Raw genomic sequence first — 17,051 nt, 5'->3', positions numbered from 1 at the left:
GTTCACCCTGCTGTGGCGACGCCGCTAGTATGGGCCGCTGCCGGCGGGTGGACCTGCTTGTCGCCCGGTTTTGTCCGTTCAGATCCATCCTGCTGGCGCACCGTCTCGGGCATTTGATGCCGGCCGCAGAGATCAGACGTCACGGGAGATCCCATGAAAGCGCAAGACGACCCGGCGAGGCACTCCGGAGCGGATGGTCCGGCGTCGGCCTTGCTGCTGACCGGCCTACACAAGGCGTTCGGCGCCAACGTCGCGGTCGACCACGTCGAGCTGACCGTGCCGCAGGGATCGTTCTTCGGCCTGGTCGGCCCGAACGGTGCCGGCAAGACCACCTTGCTGTCCATGGCGGTCGGCCTGCTGCGTCCCGACGAGGGCCGCTCCGAGGTGTTCGGCGTGGACGTCTGGGACGGCCCGGTCCAGGGGCGGGCGCTGATGGGCGTCCTGCCCGACGGGCTGGCGATGCCCGAACGGCTCACCGGCCGGGAGCTGCTCACGTTCATCGGGCAGTTGCGCGGGATCGAGCCGGCCGTGCTCGCCGAGCGCACCCAGGAGCTGCTTGACGTGATGGAGCTCAACGACGCCGAGACCACCCTCGTGGTGGATTACTCGACCGGCATGCGCAAGAAGATCGGCCTGGCCACCGCGTTGCTGCACGGGCCCCGACTGCTGGTGCTGGACGAGCCGTTCGAGGCGGTCGACCCGGTGTCCGCGGCCGCGCTCAAGGCGATCCTCGTACGCTTCGTCGAGTCGGGCGGCTCGGTGGTGCTGTCCAGCCACGTCATGGCACTGGTCGAGCAGCTGTGCGACACGGTCGCCGTCATGGTCAATGGCCGGGTCGTCGCGGCCGGACCGCTGGCCGAGGTCCGCGGCGAGCAGACGCTGGAGCAGGCGTTCGTCCGGCTGGTCGGTGGCGACGAGCATGCGGTGAGAGGGCTGTCGTGGTTGGCGTCCTGATCCGGATGAAGCTCGCGATCATCCGGAACTCCATGACCGGCGGCAAGGCCGCCTGGATGGTGACCGGCGGCATCTTCGGGCTGCTGTTCGCCGCCGCCACGATCTGGCTGACGTTCGTCGACATCGCCGAACCGGGTGTGCTGGGCGATCTGCTCGCCTGCGTCTGGGTGACGTGGATGCTGGGCTGGGTGGTTGGCCCGCTGTGGGGCGGCTCGGCCGTGCTGCGCGCCGACCACTTCGCGCTGCTGCCGATGCCGCGCCGGAAACTCGCGGTCGGGCTGCTCGGCGCCGCCTTCGTCGGCATCACCACGGCGGTCACGGCCCTGGCCTTCCTCAGCCTGATCACGTACGCGGCGCACCTGGGCGTGGTGCCGACCCTGATCGCCGTGCCGGCCGCTGCCGGGGAACTCGTGTTCGTGGTGCTGCTGTCGCGCGTCGCGTACGCCCTCTTCGGTTTTGTCGCCACCTCCCGGATCGGCGCCGCGATCACCGGCGTGCTGTTCGCCGCCATGATCGTCCTTTCCCAGTCCGGCTGGATGATCATCGTGGCGGTCATCTACTCGGACGTGCTCTCCACCGGTTTCTCGTCCACGTTCTCCACCACGCTGCGCGGGATTCCGTCGAGCTGGGGCGTGGTCGCCGTCGAGGCCGCCGAGAATGGCGACTGGCTACTGGTTTTCGCGGCGCTCGCCGGTCTGGCCGTACTCATCGGCCTGCTCCTGCTGATCTGGACGGCCACCCTCGGCACACCACGCCGCTCCCGGGTCACCGTCAGCGGGACCAGCCACGCCCCCGTGCCGGCCGGCGGCCTGTTCGCCGGCCCGACCGGCGCGGTCTTCCGCAGGGAGCTGCGCACCTGGTGGCGTGACCCGCTGCGGACCACCACCGCCACCGTGCCGATCGTCTGGGCGCTGCTCACCGTGCTGCTGCCACTCACCTTCGACGAGAAGGCGCTGCTGCCGTGGGCCGGCCCCGCCGTCGCCCTGTTCGCCATCACCTCGGCCGGCAACCTGTACAGCCAGGACGGCACGGCACTCTGGCAGACCATCATGACGGGCACCCACCATGCTGACGTCCGCGGCCGGCAGTGGGCCTACCTGGCCGTGTTCGGCCCGATCTCAATCGCCCTCAGCATCGGCTTCACCATCTGGAGCGGCTACACCTGGGCCTGGCCGTGGGTCGCCGCCACCGTGCCGGCGCTGCTCGGCGGCGGCGCCGGCCTGATCATCTACGCCTCGGTGGCCGCGATGGTGCCCGGTCCCGACGCGCACAAGCGCCCGGACAACCCGCTCGAACGCGCCGACACGACCGGACAGTCCAATGCGCTGTTCTGGTTCGGCCTGATCCCGCCCGCCCCGGCGCTCACCGCCGTGATCCTCGGCGACCAGTTCGACCTGCCTCTGCTGCTGTGGGCCGGCGGACCGATCAGCCTGGCGACCGGCATCGCGCTCGCCTGGTGGCTGGGCTCGGTGGCGAGTAGGCAGCTCACCGCCAAGGGCGCGGAGATGCTGCACGTCATGCGTACCGGCCGGAAGACGGCTGCGGGCCGGACGGCGGCTGCGGGCCGGACGGCGGCTGCGGGCCGGACGGCGGCTGCGGGCCGGACGGCGGCTGCGGGCGGCGACAAGATCGAGGTGTCCAGGCGGGACGCGGCGATCGGCGTCCTCCACTGGGTCGGCGGCTCGATCCTGCTGTTTCCGCAGGGCCTGCTGCCATTGGTCTTCCTCCTCACCGGCATCGACACGAAGTCCTGGTTCCTGGCGATGTACCTGCCGCGCGAATGGGGGCTACCGGTCGCCGCCCTCAACGTCCTGATCGGTGTCTTCCTGTACGCACAGGCCATCCTGCCCACCATCCGCAACAAGACGAGCAAGGGCCAGCACGAGGCCGTCGCGATCCGCGAGGTTGGCGACCCGGAACAACAGCACGAACTCGAATCGTTTGACGGGTAAAGGTCGGGGCGGGGCGGACATTGGCGATGCTCGTCATCGTGGTGCGCGGCGGGCTGCTGGCGGTGGCGCGTTTCGACCAGCTCGTGCTGCCCTGGCTGACCCTGCTGGGCGCCGTGCTGCCGGTGCTGGTGGTGCCGATGGCCGTGAACGGCGACCCGTCGACGCGGCCGTTAGCCACGGACCGTGCTGGGTGCCGCCGACGCCGCTCGTGAACGCCCGCACCTCTCACCGAGGCGCTCACGCGGACGACCTTACCGGCGATGTCCGACGTCGTGGTGCTCGCCGGTGGCGGGCGGGACCGTCAATAGCCGTCTGGTAAGCCTTTTCCTGGTCCGATGCGTCGGCGGGCCGCTCAAGCCCGCTCATGGCAGGGAGGCACTACGGTCGACCAGTGAACGTGCATCTGCGGAAGGAGAACCGATGACCGTAACGTCAGGCGAGATCGTGGAGCAGGTGTTGCGGGCGGGCCGCGAACTGGATATCGACAGGTTCGTGGGGTTGATGGCGCCCGACGGGTATATCGAGTGGCCGTACCGGCCGCCGGGCGTGCCCGCGCGGGTGCAGGGCCGAGTGGAGATCCGCAGGCATCTGATCGAGACTGCCGAAGGATTCATCAGGATCGTCGAACACCGCAACGTGGTGGTGCACGAGACGACTGATCCGGAGACGGTCATCGTGGAGTACGAAGCGCACGGAACCCTTGTCACGACTGGCGCGGCGTTCGAGCAGGTGGTCATCGCCGTATTCCGGGTCCGCAACGGTCAGATCCTGTCGTACCGCGACTACATCAACCCCTTGCCTCTGCTCGACGCGCTCGCCAGCATCACCGGCGGCACCCGCGCTTAGGCGGCGGGTCCGTACGGGCCCCGCGCCCCCACGTACAGCACCTACCATGGTCCGGGCACGGGGTCGCGCCACACGGCGGCCCAGCCGGTAGACCTGGGGAGGTCTCGTGACGGTGCCGTCCACGTCGGATCGGCCCGAGGGTCGGGGTGCTGACCGCATTGACTCCTCGGTCGTGCATCCGGCCCGCCGCTACAACTACTGGCTGGGCGGCAAGGACAACTTCGCCGTCGACCGGGAGTCCGGGGACCAGATCGCCGCCGTCTACCCGGGGGTGCGTACCCTCGCTCGGGAAAACCGGGCCTTCCTCGGCCGGGCCGTCCGGTTCCTCGCCGAGGAGGCCGGCGTCCGGCAGTTCCTCGACATCGGCACCGGCATCCCGAGCGCCGACAACACCCACGAGGTGGCCCAGTCCGTCGCACCCGAGTCCCGGGTGGTCTACGTCGACAACGATCCGATGGTGCTGGTCCACGCCCGAGCGCTGCTGACCAGCGACCCCGCCGGCGCCACCGCCTACCTGGACGCCGACCTGCGCGCCCCGGAGCAGATCCTCGCCGACCCACAGCTGCACGCCACACTGGACCTGTCCCGTCCGGTGGCCCTGGTGCTGGTCGCCGTGACGCACTTCCTCACCGACGACGATCGCCCGCACGAGCACGTCGCCCGGCTGCTCGACGCGCTGCCGTCGGGCAGTTGGCTGGCGCTGACCCACTTCACCACCGACCACATCCCCGCCGAGATCGTCGAGCGGATGCTCGCCGAGTTCGCCTCCGGCCGGATGAAGCAGGACGCCGTGCCCCGCGACCGGGCCGAGTTCGCGCGCTTCTTCACCGGCCTGGAGTTGGCCGAGCCGGGCATCGTCCCGGTCACCGAGTGGCGGCCGCGGGTGCCTCCGGAGCAACGCCCGTCCCTGGCCGACGCCTCCATCTACGGTGCGGTGGCCCGCAAGCGCTGACCTGCCCCAGGGCGCGTCGCAAAGTCCGGGCTGGTGCCCATGGTGAGCGAATGGCGAGGGTTGGGGTCAGCCTGGGGCGAGGAGGCAGAACTCGTTGCCTTCCGGGTCGGCGAGGACCGTCCACGGGACCTCGCTCTGGCCCAGGTCGACGGCGGTGGCTCCGAGAGCCCGCAGTCTGGTCGCCTCGGCCTTCACGTCGTCACCTGGGTATGGGCGGACGTCGAGATGGACGCGGTTCCACACGGTCTTCACGTCGGGCGTGCGGAGGAACTGCAAAAACGGGCCGACGCCCTTGGCGGAGCGCAGCACCGCGTTGTGGTCGGTCACCTCGTGCAGGGTCCAGTCCATGGCCTTGCCCCAGAAGCGGGCCATGGCTCGCGGATCCACGCAGTCGACCACTACCGCGGCGATCGGTCCGGTGTCCCGGTAGAGCGGTCGGGGGTCCAGCACACAGAACTCATTGCCCTCTGGGTCGGCCATGACCGTCCATGGGACGTCGCCCTGGCCTACGTCGGCGGGTGTTGCGCCGAGGTCCTTCAGGCGCGTGACCACCTCTGCCTGATGGGCCGCCGAGGTGGTGGCGAGGTCGACGTGCACGCGGTTCTTCACCGTCTTGGGTTCCGGGGAGATGATGAGGTCGAGGCAGACAGCGACGGGGTCGGGGTAGACGAAGCCCTCGGGTTCGAGGTTGGTCACGCCGGGTCCCTCGCTGGAGACTCCCCAGCCGAGTGCCTCCGCCCAGAAACCGCCCAACGCGGAGTCGTCGCGAGCCTTCATGTTGATCTGCACGAGCCGTGTTGCCATGCCGACGATGCTAATTGTCTCCGTCGCTGGTGTGTGGTGTCGGTGCCCAGGATGGGCGCCAGGCCGTCGCGGGGAGCGGTGTCAGGCTTCCGAGGTGGGCGATGACCGCCCGGAGCCCTGGGTGTGGGTTCGCTCGGGGAAGGATGAGCGAGAGAGGGTACGCGAGCGCCGGTTTCACGATCGGGATCCGGCGTAGGTCGTAGTTCGTCGGCCAGGCGTACCGGTCGCGCGAGCCCACGAGGGTTGCCACGTCGGTGGAGTCCGCGAGGATGTCGAGGAGTACCTCGTTGCCGAAGTTTGGCCCCGCGGCGTCGATGCGGAGGTCGAAGTCGGTGGCGAGCTGATCGTAGAACTCCGCCCACTCGCTTCGCGGCGCGATACCCGGCACCCAGATCCGGTGCTGACGCAGCTGGGACGGCGTCAGTGTCCGTGCGGAGGCCAGCGGGTGCCTCGGGCCGACGAGGAGTTCCAGCGGCGAGTCGAACGCGTGGATCATCTGCACGTCGCGTGGCAGTGTGGCCGGGTCGGTCACCGACCGGAACGACGCGTCGATATCGCCGGCCTGGACGGCGGCGACCGCCGCGCGCGGGTCGTTGACCCTGAGGGTCACCACGTCGAGGTTGGTGTCCGGATGCGACCGCCAGTAGTCGTGCAGGACGACGGCCTGCGCGGTGCGCAGGCCGAGAACGTCGATGCGAAGAGCCCGTGAGCCCTGTCTGATCGCGGCGATGGCGCGATCGACAGCTGTGACGATGGTCCGGGCGTGCGGGAGGAACGCCTGGCCGTCGAGTGTCAGCTCGACCCCTCGGGCGGTGCGGGTGAACAGCCGGACGTCGAGTTCGCGTTCAAGGGTCGCGATCCGCTTCGACACGGCCTGCTGCGTGACGCCGAGTTCGTCGGCCGCGTGTTGCAGCTGGCCGAGCTCGGACGCGCGAACGAACGATCGCACCGCTTCGGTATCCACTGAAACAGTATGCATCTGCACAACTAATGGTTGTGGCTCGCCCGGAAGGCGGTTGTTTGATCTGCGGCGATGCGGCCGGTGTGATGCGGAGACCCGAACATCGGTTGTCGCGAGGGAGTCGCATGCGTGTGCGGTTGGGGCCCGATTTCGGTTGGTTGTGGTCGGCCTACGCCGCCAGCACCTACGGTACGTGGATTGCCTTCGGCGCATTTCCGCTGATCGCAGTTCACGTGCTGCACTCGCCGGCGTTCGCCGTGTCGCTCCTGGAGGCGGCCGGGCTTGCCGTCGCGGCGATTGTCGCGTTCTCGCTCGGACCGTGGGTGGAGCACCGGGCCAAGCGGCCCGTGATGATCGCGATGGACCTGATCCGGTTCGTCGCGATGGCAAGTGTCCCGATCGCGTACGTCCTCGGCAAGCTGTCCTACGGCCAACTGCTGGTCGTCTCGGTCATCTCCGCAACCGCGAGCATCGCCTTCAGTGCCGCATCCGGCGCGTACCTGAAGTATCTCGTCCGCAGCGATCACCTCCTCGTGGCGAACGGGAGATTCGAGGGCACGAACTGGGTGGCGACAGCCGTGGGTCCGCCCCTCGGTGGTGCGCTCATCGGGTTGCTCGGCCCGGTCATCACTGTCCTGGCCGATGCCTTCAGCTACCTGGTGTCCGCGTTCGGGGTCCTCCGCATCGGTGGCGGCGACGTCGCATCACCCCGCGACCGGGCCAGCAGGCTGCGCGGAGCCGACCTTCTGGACGGCTGGCGGTTCATCCTCGGCGACCGCGTACTCAGGGGCCTGTTCCTCAACTCGATCCTGGTCGGCGGCCTCATCATGGCCACCGCCCCGCTCCTGGCCGTCCTCCTGCTGGGGCAATATCACTTCCCGGCCTGGCAGTACGGTCTTACCTTCGGCATCCCGGCACTCGGCGGCTTCGTGGGCGCCCGGCTGTCCGCGCGCCTCGTGGCCCGCTACGGCCGGCACCGGTCATGATCAGCTCCGGTTGGCTGCGTTCGCTCTTCCCGCTCGGTCTCACGTTCGTGCAACCCGGCGTCCCCGGACTCATCACCGTGATCATCGTCGAGGGCCTGCTGATCACCTGCATGGGAATCTTCAATCCGATCTCCGCGACCGAACGCCTGCAACGGACTCCCGCGGATCACACCGCCCGAATCCTCAGCACGTGGAGTGCCACCGGCAAACTCCTACAGGCCGCCCTGATGGTGATCTGGGGCATTCTTGCCACACTCACCAGCCCGCTCGCCGCGATCACCGCCTCCGGCGTCCTCCTGCTCGCCACCCCGCTCCTGCTGCCTGCCGGCACCGAACGCACCGCATACCGGCGCGACGAAGACATCCGGGTCGCCTGACGCGCGGGCGCATCGTCCGGTTCTACGCGTCCGGGTCCCAGGCCAGGAGCAGGTCGAAGAGAAGCCGGTCGCCGTCGAGCTTCAGGGCGATCCACCGGGATACGGCACGCCGACTGTCCAGCACCGTGCTCCGACAATTGGTCAGCGATATTCACACCCGTCGTGGCACCGGCCGCACGCGTCGTCCCTGCCCTCGACCACGGAGGAGCCCACACATGTACGTCAGTCTGGCGACGAGCGCCGGTAGGGCCGGACGGCCGAACGAGGACTTTGTCGGTGCTGTGCCCGGCGCTGTCGTCCTGCTGGACGGTGCCGGCATCCCGGGAGCCGAATCGCTCTGCTCCCACGGTGTCGCCTGGTACACGCACCGCCTCGGCGGAACGCTGCTCGGCCACCTGTCGCGCGACGACGGGCGAGACCTCCGGGCCATCCTCGCCAGCGCCATCGGCGGAACGGCCGCCGAGCACGGCGACACCTGCGACATCGCGGACCCCAGCAGCCCGCAGGCCACCGTCCTGATGGTCCGCGCCCGCCGGGGCCGCCTGAACTATCTCCTGCTCGCGGACTCCTTCCTCGTCCTCGATCACGCCCACGCCGGCCCGCAGGTGATCACCGATGAGCGCGAGGTGATCGCCAGGCGCGACTGCGCGGCGCCCCTGGCCGGGGTCCCTCAGGGCACGCCGGAGTACGACCGCATCCGCGGCTTCTGCGTCACGGCGATGCGTGCCCGCCGGAACCAGCCGGGCGGTTACTGGATCGCCAAGGACGACCCGCGCGCCGCGCAGGAGGCGGTCACCGGCAGCCGGTCCCTCGCTGACCTGACCGGCGTCGCGCTGCTCAGCAACGGTGCCAGCCGCATCGTCAGCCCGTACGGCCTGACCGACTGGCCCGGCGTCCTGAAACTACTCGCCGCCGACGGACCAGCCGGCCTCATCCGTCGCCTCCGGCAGGCCGAAGCCCAAGCTGGCGGCGGCCCCGATGTTCAGGTCCCGGACGACGCCACGGTGGCCCACTGCATGCACCTGCCGCGCTGAGAGTCGGCCTGGACGGATGACGCTCATCGGTGAGTAATCATCAACGCTGTACCCGTCCACTCATGTAGCCGAGATGAGTGTGCTGCCTGAAGTCGCGATATCGGCCCTAACGGCGTTTCCACCAACGCCGCGGGCCGGGCGCTTCGATGGCGGTTGGCGCCAGTAGGGCCTGGGCGGTTGATTTGCTGATTACCAGGCTGATCTCGCAGATGGCGCTGTTGACGAGAACGCCTTCACAATCGGGATCGGTCACGGCCATCTGGAGGAGGACCTCACCGGACAGGCCCGCGTTGAACCGGGGACCAACGTTGCGTAGTGCCGCTTCGGGATCGGCGTATGCCAGCACGCGTGGCCGTCCGTCGCCGTGAGTGGTGCTGCCCGCGCCAAGGTTGCCGTCAGCGACATACCCGTGCGCGCCGTGGGCGGGCACTCCGGTGGCCACAATGCCGACCGTGGAGGCCCGGAAGAGCCTGAGAAAGCGCTCGTAGCTCTCTGGGGTCTTGGTTTCCGCGTGCTCCGACATGACATCGGACAGCGGGGTTTCACTCATGCGGCGGACGATAGCCTGCTCGCCACGCGCGCGCACCACGGCAGGCTGTTGAGCGGCAGCCCCATGTCCGGTGAGCGCCGCCGACCCGAACAACGGCTGCCGCATCACTATGCTGCAGCCCATCGCCACACCGGGTTGGACGTCGTCTCGAGCGTCCGGACATGCCGCCGACCGGGCGTGGTGACCGATCAAGAGCGGTCACCGCGGGTAGTTGGCCTCTGAGTCGAGCGGGCATCCTGAACTGCCGATGTGAGTGCGCGTCATGAGCGGAAATTGCGTACACGGAAGGAATGCTCTCCGTCTGGATGTATGGGCAACCCCCGGCGAAGCGGGTCGATAGAAGTAGCGCCGGGCGGAGTTAGCGTTGGTGACGCGGATGAGCCATTGGAGAGTCGCCCCCGCACCTCGGCGACCAGATCATCCCGCTGGCCCCACTCCCGCGTCGGTGTTGGCCTCCTACCTTGACTACCGGCAGCGCACCTGGCCAACCACGATCAACCCCACCTGTCCGTCCACGCCCAACGGCTGAGCAGGACTTTCAACCCAACGATTGACACATCCGGGAACGGCGACTAACGTCGGTTTCAACCGAGGGGTTGAAACACTGTTCGAAGTGAGGTGCCGATGGCGGCGGACGAGCTGTCCCGGATCTTCGCGGCACTCGCGGATCCGACCAGACGCGACATGGTGACCCGGCTGGCGGCCGGCGACGCGACTGTGAACCAGCTCGCCGAGCCATACCAGATGTCGCTGCAGGCGGTCTACAAGCACCTGAACGTGCTGGAGGACGCCGGGGTGGTGAGCCGGCCGCCGGGGCCCCAGCCTCGGCCGGTGCGGCTGGAAGCGGAGGTCTTCGACCTGATGGACAAGTGGATCGAGCGCTACCGGCGCCAGGCGGAGGAGCGTTACCGCCGCCTGGACGGGGTCCTCGCGCAAGTGAACAAGACCGAGATTGGCAACGATGAGCAGAAGGGAAGCGTGGCATGAGCACCATCGCCGAAACCAAGATCGAGGCCGACCCGAACGTGCCGATCATTCGCATGACCCGCGAGTTCGCGGGCACGCCGGAGCAACTGTTCCGGGCGCACACCGATCCCAAGCTGTTCGCGCAGTGGATCGGCCCGAGCTCCCTGGAGACGCGCATCGAGGAGTGGGACGTGCGCTCCGGCGGCAGCTGGCGGGTTGTGTCCACACGGGACGGGGAGGAACACGCGTTCCGCGGCTGTTTCCACGAGGTCCGGCCGGACCGCATCGTGCAGACGTTCACCTACGAGGGCGACCCCGACGGTGTGGCCCTGGAGACGCTGTGGTTCGAGGACCTCGGCAACGGCCGCACCCGGTTGCGCACGCAGTCCCTTGTAGACAGTTTCGAGGGCCGGGATGCGTGGCTCAAGAGCGGCATGGAGATCGGGGTCAACGAGGGCTACGCGAAGCTCGAGGAGATGCTCGCCGATGGCACTGTCTGACCGGCTCGCCGAGCGGCACCGGGAGATCGGCCGGGTGTTCACGGACCGCGTCCGGGGCACCCGGTCATGGGACGTGCCCTCGCCGGTCGCCGAGTGGACCGCCCGGGACGTGGTGCGCCACCTGACGGAGTGGTTCCCATCGTTCCTCGCCGCCGGCAGCGGCATCCAACTGCCGGCCGGCCCGAGCGTCGACGACGACCCGGTCGGCGCGTGGCAGACGCAGTGCGACGCCGTGCAGGCGCTGCTCGACGACCCGGCGACCGCCGACCTGGTCCTGAGCAACCGGCACATCGGCGAGGTTCCGCTGGACCGCGCGATCGAACAGTTCTACACCGCCGACGTGTTCATGCACACCTGGGACCTCGCCCGGGCCACTGGCCAGGACGACCGGCTCGACTCCGACTTCTGCGTCGAGTTGCTGGCCGGGATGGAGCCGATCGAGCAGGTCATGCGGTCGTCCGGGCAATACGGCGCCCGGGTGCCGGTGAAGGACGACGCCGACGCACAGACCAAGATGCTCGGCTTCATCGGCCGGGACCCGAACTGGACGCCGCGTTGACCCCCGGCCCGCGACCACGTGCTTCAAGGAAGTCGCCATCATTCCCAAAGACCGCCTACCAGGAGCGGCTCGCGTGCCGACCAGCAACCTGAGCAGGACCCCAACGACATCCGGATCTGCCGCTGGTCGCGCGGGCCCCTTCCGCTGAGCGTTGCAGTTCACCGCTTGGATATTCGTCCATGCGCAAGCCGTCTTGCCTGCCAACGGATGCGCCGCGGATCGTCAGGGAAGAAGCTGTCCCAGTCGTGGTCCAGGCGCGTCCATGCCAGCGGCTGTCCGATCTCTTCGACGAGCGGCGTGGAGACGTCAACGATCGCCACATACGACAGCCCGAGAGTTGGGGACCAGCCTCGGCTATACGAGCGCGCGGCAACGGCTGCGGGCGTGGACAGCAACTCCGCGCGCAGTCCCGTTTCTTCGAATAGCTCACGGCTGGCCGCTTCCCGAGGCGTTTCGCCGGGCTCCACCTTCCCGCCGGGTGGGACCCAGGGCCGCCAGCGATGGTTCACGAGCAGCACCTGCGCCAGAGCCTCGTCGAAGACCCATACCTCGGCCGCAAGCGGGGACATGAGTGTCTCTTTGGCGCGTTCCAGCCATTGACATGCGTTGTCGAACTTCTGAAGGGCCCGGCGCGCGTCCACGTCCGCAGCCTCGCAAGATCGCATCAGTAGCTCGTCGCTCATCACCCAAACTTACGGCGAGGTTGTGACATATCTCGATGAACCAGTGCGGTCTGGCCCGGCGTCCCATACAGGGCGGTCAGGCCGGACTCCAGTAGTCGACGAAGCTGAGTGGGGAGCTGGATGGCCGACACTGGGCGCCCGCCATTGATCACCAACGAGGGGACGCCGGTGACGCCGTGTTCGGCCGCGCGACGCCGGTCGGCTCGGACGTCTTCGGCGTAGTCGTCGCCGGTCAGGACAGCGCGGACCTCGGCGTCAGCGAGCCCTGCTTCGCCGCCGAGGCGTTGCAGGACCTGCGGGTCGGCGACGTTGAGCCCGTCGGTGTGGTAGGCGCGCAGCAACTGCTCCATCATCTGGTCGGCTCGGCCTCGGTCAGCGGCGAGGTGGCACAGGCGGTGCGCGTCGAAGGTGTTGACCGGCCGGGCCCGATGCAGGTTGATCGTCAGGCCTTCCGCAGCGCCCAGAGCCTCAATTCTGGCTACTCGAGCCGGCGCCTGATCCCCCCACCAACCAGCCATGGCCTCCGCGGCGGTGCGGCCGGGGGTCCGGCCTTCATCAGGTGCCAGTTCGAAGCTGCGCCAGACGATCTGCACCTTGTCCCGCTCGGTGACGTGCTCCAGCGCGGCGGTCAGGCGTCTCTTGCCGATGTAGCACCACGGGCACAGCACATCGGCGTAGACCTCTACTCTCACGAACGTCCTTCGGTGCGTGGCTATCGGTCACCGGGCGCCTCGGCCCGTATCCCTGGCCGAGGCGCCCGCTGGGTGTGGTCCGATTCAGTCAGGCGTCGAGACGCTGTGGTCCGGGGCCGACCTCGCGGACGACAGTGCAGGTGGGAACGCCACTCATACGCGGTTCGGCCTTGCCGGACAGGCCCTCCAGGGCCTGACGGATGGCGGTCATCCGGCCTTCGGTGTCTGAGGTCTCCACGAAGTTGCGGTAGTCCGCCTCGCTGGCCCAACGCACGATGTTGTACACCCGAGAGCCGTCGGTGCTTACGTGGAAGCGGGCCGACTGGTAGCCAGGATAAAAGCGCACCCAGCGCTCCTGAATCTCTGCGAAGACCGCTACCAACTCCTGTTGGGTGCCGAGGCCGTCCACCGTGTAGTCGATGATCGAGTAGAAGCTGGCATCCGTGCTCACGTACACACTCCTCAACATGCGGGGCAGGCCTGCCGCCACCCTGCAACCTCAACCAAAGTTGAGGTCAAGAGTGGTTGTTGCAGCACCACTGCCAGAGGCAGGTAGCGGCGCCCGGGTCGCGCGTCACCAAGATCAGGGCGGTTGCCCCGGTATGACCGGCACCTTGACGGATCACGAACGCGGGGCCAACGGTGCCGGAGGTCCTCACCGCGCCTGCTGAGGCTGTGGCACCAGGAGGAGGTCGGCCAGGCCGGCGGCGGTGAACGCGGCGCGAATGTCGGCGATGCCCTCGGTGAAATGTGCCCAGCTGTCGATGTGGACGGGGACCACGGTCGACGCGCCGAGGATCCTGGTCGCCTCCACCATCTCGCTCGCGTCGAGGGTCAGGTTCGCGTCGCCGAGCGGCGGGGTCCGGGCGGCGCCGCCGAACAGGATCGCGACGTCGACGTCCGGGAACCGGGCGGCGATCTCCTTGACCACCCGGAGCGAGGCGTTGTCGCCGCTGACGTACACGGTGGGCAGGCCGTCGCCGTGCAGGACGAAGCCGGCGACCGGGCCGGTGAGGTGTTCGGTGCCGTCGGGTCCGTGCTGGGCGGGGACGGCGGTGACCCGCAGATCGCCGGCGCCGTCCGGCCGCGGCAGGTCAATGTGCGCCCAGGTGGGCAGCGCGCGGGCGGGCGGGCCTAGCCGCTCGGCCGCAGTGGTGGTGCACAGCACCAGCGGCATGGTGGCGCAGAAGTCGCGACCCGCGGCGTCGAGGTTGTCAGGGTGCTGGTCATGGGAGAGCAGGACAACGTCGACTGGGCCGGCGTCGGCGGGTGTGCCGGCGGCCGCAGCGGTCTTGGTCAGGGTACGGGTACCGATCGGGTACTCGCCCGGGGCGTCGAACGTGGGGTCGGTGATGAAGGTGAGGCCGCCAAGGGTAAATGTCGCGGTTGGGCCGCCAAAGAGGCGGATCGCAAGGGTCATGTTGGCAAGTCTGCGAGCTGCCGATCCTTTGGGGGAGTGGCTGGAAAGCCATCGTCCGATATGTTCAAGCCATGACGCGTGGTCGGACAACCGTGGGTGTCCTGATCGGTGACGGCGCACCGATGCTGGAGGTCGCGGTGGCGCCGCGGGTGTTCGGCATCGACCAGACCGCCCGGGGCGGTCCCAGGTTCGACGTGCGGACTGCGGGCGAGCACAGCGGCCCGCTCGGCACCACCGCCGGCATCTCGATCAGCGCGCCGTATCCGCTCGCTGCGCTGGACGAGGCGGGGATCATCATTGTTCCCGGCTGGCGCGCGCCGGGCGGAGCACCGGTCGAGCCGAACATCCTCGACCTGCTCCGCCGGGCGCATCGCGACGGCGCCACCGTCGTCGGGCTGTGCGTGGGCGCGTTCGTGCTCGCCGAGGCTGGCCTGCTCGATGGCCGGCGGGGCACCACGCACTGGCGCCACCTCACCGAGTTCGCCGACCGGTTCCCCGCCGTCGAGGTCGTCGACGACGCGCTGTATGTCGACGAGGGCACGGTCATCACCAGCGCGGGCAGCGCCGCCGGTCTGGACGCGTGCCTGCACCTGCTGCGCCGCGATCACGGACCGGACGCGGCCAACACGGCCGCCCGCGCGCTCGTCGTGGCGCCACAGCGAGCCGGCGGGCAGGCCCAGTTCGTCGAACGCCCGGTGCCGCGGTTACCCACCGGGGACGCGATCGCCGGCGCGATACGGTACGCGCTCGACCGCGTCGACGACCCCCAACTGGACGTCGCCGAACTCGCCGCCGCCGCACACCAGAGCCGGCGCACCTTCGACCGGCGCTTCCGCGCGACCACGGGCTGCTCACCGCTGCAATGGCTGCTCCACCAACGGATCCTGCGCGCACAGCACATCCTGTCGACGACCGGCCTCGACATCGACGCCGTCGCCCGCGCCAGCGGCTTCACCGACGGCGTCGCGATGCGCCCCCACTTCCGGCGCATCGTGGGCGTGCCACCGCAGGCGTACCGGGCGAGCTTCCGGGCCGCGTAACGCCGTCACGAAACGGCAGGACACGGCGCGAGCCTCTTTGGCCTGGCCAGTTGCTCGGTGCGCTGCTCAAGTAGCACGACGCCCGTGCGCAGACCCTAACCACACGTCGCGTGGCACCGGTTCGCCAAGGTCGGGGTGCGCACAACTGCCGCTGGTCGCGTGACCAACCAGGACGGGATGGTAGCCGGGACTGGGCTCAGGCACCCGGGCGGGCACAATGCGGCGGTGTCAAATTTCTCTGAGCCGCTCGGCTACCGCCTTATCACCGGACCCGATGATGCTGAATTCTGCGCCCGCGTCAGCGGCCTTCTCGGCCAGGGCTATCAGCTGCATGGGTCGCCGGCGCTGACCTTCAACGGTGAACGCGTCATCGCCGCCCAAGCGTTGGTGTTGCCGCACTCCGTCGGCCCCGAGGCGCCCAAGGGCAGCGCGAGATAGAGGCGCACGCTCATGCCGCGAGCTGCGAGCTGCGAGCCGCGAGCCGCGAGCCGCGAGCCGCGCGTTACGCAGCGTGACTCGACGCCGGTCGGCCGCCGGTCGAAACTAGCCGATGTGAACGCCGCCAGCCGGTTCCTCACCGCCGGGGCCGGTGTATGCGACGCCGAGCTCGGCGGCGGCCCGGCGCGGCCAGTACGGGTCGCGCAGCGGAAGTAGTTGTCCCTGCGCGGTTCGTCTCGATGCGATCTGTGTTCCGGTTGGCTGTGGTTGCCAGAGGTGTCGGGACGTGCCCTGTCGATCTGGCTACGACAATGCGCGGAAGTGGACGGCAGCGCCGACATCGGGTGCGTTATTCAGAGTGGCACTGCATCGGTCCGGGCAATTGATGGTGTCGAGGAACGCGCGTGCGGCCGGGCTGGGGTTGAAGTTGCTCCAGGCGACGTATTCGGCGCGGGATGGACCGTCGGTGACCGGGATCGCTGAAAGGGCGAGGTCGTCGGGTGCGTATCGGGACGGTAGAAGTGTGACTGCGAGGTTCTGGCGGATCAGGTCGATCATAAGGTCGGTGGCCATCGCCTCGAACGCCACGTCACGATTTATGCCTGCGGTTGCGAAGGCGAGATCACTCTGGGTGCGTCCGGGTGTTCCGGCTGGGAAGTCGACGAAGGTCTCCTGCGCGAGGTCACTCAACCGCACTTCGCGGTGCTCAGCCAGGGCATGCTCACGGCTGAGCACGGCGACGAGTCGGTCGGATCTCAGGTGACGCCAGGCGACTCCGCGCGGCTCGCGGTTCTCGGGGAGTCCGAGCAGGCCCACGTCGACGTCGCCGTGGGCTATTGACGATTCCAGTTCGTCGCTGCCGGCAACCTGGAGCGCGATGCGAACCTGCGGGTGCGTCCTGTGGAAGGTCCCCAGCGCGGCGGGCACGTCGACGGCGGTCACCGTGGGAATCACTCCCACGGTCAGACGTCCCCGTACCTGGCCGGTTGCGGCTGCGGCGTCGGCTGCGGCGCGTTCTGCGGCTTCGAGGCTCACCCGCGCTGCGGGCAGGAAAGCGCTACCTGCTGCGGTGAGTGCCACTCGTCGGCTGGTGCGTGCGAACAGCGTGACTCCCAGTTCCTTTTCCAGCGCCTTGACCTGGTGGCTGAGCGCCGACTGCACCACGAAGCATCGTGCCGCGGCGCGGGTGAAGCTGGCCTCCTCGGCCACGGCGATGACATACCGCAGTTGCTGCAACTCCATACATCTATCGTGCCTGTAGATAGCTGAGATGACAAGCATGTGTTGGATTCATCAACGGTGGCGCCCTCACGATGGGGTTGTGACGACGACAACGA

Annotated in this window: 21 protein-coding genes; 13 read left to right on the top strand and 8 right to left on the bottom strand. The window is 68.8% G+C overall.

What is annotated here, in order from left to right:
• The first annotated feature begins 153 nt into the window (after window positions 1-153).
• From OG811_RS28455 to OG811_RS28435, 5 genes are all read left to right on the top strand, one after another.
• Window positions 154-954 (top strand): ABC transporter ATP-binding protein, encoded by an 801-nt coding sequence (locus OG811_RS28455; protein WP_406070120.1) that lies wholly within the window; start codon window positions 154-156, stop codon window positions 952-954.
• A 5-nt stretch (window positions 955-959) separates the two neighbouring features.
• Complete coding sequence (locus OG811_RS28450) at window positions 960-2,906, top strand: hypothetical protein (protein WP_406070118.1); 1,947 nt, start codon at window positions 960-962, stop codon at window positions 2,904-2,906.
• A gap of 26 nt (window positions 2,907-2,932) precedes the next feature.
• On the top strand, window positions 2,933-3,118 hold the full coding sequence (locus OG811_RS28445; RefSeq protein ID WP_406070117.1) for a hypothetical protein: 186 nt from the start codon (window positions 2,933-2,935) through the stop codon (window positions 3,116-3,118).
• Window positions 3,119-3,350: 232 nt separating this feature from the next.
• Entirely contained in the window at window positions 3,351-3,752 is a 402-nt protein-coding gene (locus OG811_RS28440; protein ID WP_406070116.1) for a nuclear transport factor 2 family protein, read from the top strand.
• A 106-nt stretch (window positions 3,753-3,858) separates the two neighbouring features.
• Entirely contained in the window at window positions 3,859-4,704 is an 846-nt protein-coding gene (locus OG811_RS28435; protein ID WP_406070114.1) for an SAM-dependent methyltransferase, read from the top strand.
• Window positions 4,705-4,770: 66 nt separating this feature from the next.
• Here the strand turns inward: OG811_RS28435 and OG811_RS28430 are convergent, their stop codons facing one another.
• A complete protein-coding gene (locus OG811_RS28430; RefSeq protein ID WP_406070112.1) occupies window positions 4,771-5,508 on the bottom strand; it encodes a VOC family protein in 738 nt (245 codons plus the stop codon).
• A 10-nt stretch (window positions 5,509-5,518) separates the two neighbouring features.
• On the bottom strand, window positions 5,519-6,472 hold the full coding sequence (locus OG811_RS28425) for a LysR family transcriptional regulator (protein ID WP_406070111.1): 954 nt from the start codon (window positions 6,470-6,472) through the stop codon (window positions 5,519-5,521).
• A 122-nt stretch (window positions 6,473-6,594) separates the two neighbouring features.
• Here OG811_RS28425 and OG811_RS28420 point away from each other — a divergent pair, with 122 nt between their 5' ends.
• The 3 genes from OG811_RS28420 (at window position 6,595) to OG811_RS28410 (ending at window position 8,866) form a co-directional block, all read left to right on the top strand.
• On the top strand, window positions 6,595-7,455 hold the full coding sequence (locus OG811_RS28420) for an MFS transporter (protein WP_406070109.1): 861 nt from the start codon (window positions 6,595-6,597) through the stop codon (window positions 7,453-7,455).
• On the top strand, window positions 7,452-7,832 hold the full coding sequence (locus OG811_RS28415; RefSeq protein ID WP_406070108.1) for a hypothetical protein: 381 nt from the start codon (window positions 7,452-7,454) through the stop codon (window positions 7,830-7,832). Before OG811_RS28420 ends, OG811_RS28415 begins: the two co-directional genes overlap by 4 nt.
• Before the next feature lie 215 nt (window positions 7,833-8,047).
• Complete coding sequence (locus OG811_RS28410) at window positions 8,048-8,866, top strand: hypothetical protein (protein ID WP_406070107.1); 819 nt, start codon at window positions 8,048-8,050, stop codon at window positions 8,864-8,866.
• Between the two features lie 106 nt (window positions 8,867-8,972).
• On the opposite strand, the gene OG811_RS28405 is transcribed toward OG811_RS28410, so the two are convergent.
• Window positions 8,973-9,416, bottom strand: a complete 444-nt coding sequence (locus tag OG811_RS28405; RefSeq protein ID WP_406070105.1) for a hypothetical protein — start codon at window positions 9,414-9,416, stop codon at window positions 8,973-8,975.
• Window positions 9,417-10,040: 624 nt separating this feature from the next.
• On the opposite strand from OG811_RS28405, the gene OG811_RS28400 reads away from it, so the two are divergent.
• Genes OG811_RS28400 through OG811_RS28390 form a run of 3 tightly spaced genes read left to right on the top strand, consistent with a single transcriptional unit; the run spans window position 10,041 to window position 11,441 of the window.
• Entirely contained in the window at window positions 10,041-10,403 is a 363-nt protein-coding gene (locus tag OG811_RS28400) for an ArsR/SmtB family transcription factor (RefSeq protein ID WP_406070104.1), read from the top strand.
• On the top strand, window positions 10,400-10,882 hold the full coding sequence (locus OG811_RS28395) for an SRPBCC family protein (protein WP_406070102.1): 483 nt from the start codon (window positions 10,400-10,402) through the stop codon (window positions 10,880-10,882). Before OG811_RS28400 ends, OG811_RS28395 begins: the two co-directional genes overlap by 4 nt.
• Window positions 10,869-11,441 carry a TIGR03086 family metal-binding protein gene (locus OG811_RS28390; protein ID WP_406070101.1) on the top strand — a complete coding sequence of 191 codons (573 nt, stop codon included), beginning with the start codon at window positions 10,869-10,871 and terminating at the stop codon, window positions 11,439-11,441. Before OG811_RS28395 ends, OG811_RS28390 begins: the two co-directional genes overlap by 14 nt.
• A gap of 158 nt (window positions 11,442-11,599) precedes the next feature.
• On the opposite strand, the gene OG811_RS28385 is transcribed toward OG811_RS28390, so the two are convergent.
• The 4 genes from OG811_RS28385 to OG811_RS28370 all read right to left on the bottom strand — a co-directional run bounded on the left by OG811_RS28385 (window position 11,600) and on the right by OG811_RS28370 (window position 14,236).
• Complete coding sequence (locus OG811_RS28385) at window positions 11,600-12,124, bottom strand: NUDIX hydrolase (RefSeq protein ID WP_406070099.1); 525 nt, start codon at window positions 12,122-12,124, stop codon at window positions 11,600-11,602.
• On the bottom strand, window positions 12,124-12,816 hold the full coding sequence (locus tag OG811_RS28380; RefSeq protein ID WP_406070097.1) for a DsbA family oxidoreductase: 693 nt from the start codon (window positions 12,814-12,816) through the stop codon (window positions 12,124-12,126). The genes OG811_RS28385 and OG811_RS28380 overlap by 1 nt, the downstream gene beginning before the upstream one ends.
• 88 nt (window positions 12,817-12,904) lie before the next feature.
• On the bottom strand, window positions 12,905-13,267 hold the full coding sequence (locus OG811_RS28375) for an antibiotic biosynthesis monooxygenase family protein (RefSeq protein ID WP_406070096.1): 363 nt from the start codon (window positions 13,265-13,267) through the stop codon (window positions 12,905-12,907).
• Between the two features lie 204 nt (window positions 13,268-13,471).
• On the bottom strand, window positions 13,472-14,236 hold the full coding sequence (locus OG811_RS28370; RefSeq protein ID WP_406070094.1) for an MBL fold metallo-hydrolase: 765 nt from the start codon (window positions 14,234-14,236) through the stop codon (window positions 13,472-13,474).
• A gap of 71 nt (window positions 14,237-14,307) precedes the next feature.
• On the opposite strand from OG811_RS28370, the gene OG811_RS28365 reads away from it, so the two are divergent.
• Window positions 14,308-15,276 carry a GlxA family transcriptional regulator gene (locus OG811_RS28365; RefSeq protein ID WP_406070093.1) on the top strand — a complete coding sequence of 323 codons (969 nt, stop codon included), beginning with the start codon at window positions 14,308-14,310 and terminating at the stop codon, window positions 15,274-15,276.
• Window positions 15,277-15,501: 225 nt separating this feature from the next.
• Window positions 15,502-15,714: a DUF1737 domain-containing protein gene (locus tag OG811_RS28360; RefSeq protein ID WP_406070091.1), complete on the top strand. Its 213-nt coding sequence runs from the start codon at window positions 15,502-15,504 to the stop codon at window positions 15,712-15,714.
• Between the two features lie 303 nt (window positions 15,715-16,017).
• Here the strand turns inward: OG811_RS28360 and OG811_RS28355 are convergent, their stop codons facing one another.
• Window positions 16,018-16,956 carry a LysR family transcriptional regulator gene (locus OG811_RS28355; protein WP_406070090.1) on the bottom strand — a complete coding sequence of 313 codons (939 nt, stop codon included), beginning with the start codon at window positions 16,954-16,956 and terminating at the stop codon, window positions 16,018-16,020.
• Window positions 16,957-17,051 lie beyond the last annotated feature (95 nt).

This window comes from Micromonospora sp. NBC_01638 (assembly GCF_045209745.1).
GTDB lineage: Bacteria > Actinomycetota > Actinomycetes > Mycobacteriales > Micromonosporaceae > Micromonospora.
The sequence above is the reverse complement of the archived record's forward strand: the minus strand, read 5'-3'. Positions and strand labels throughout refer to the sequence as shown.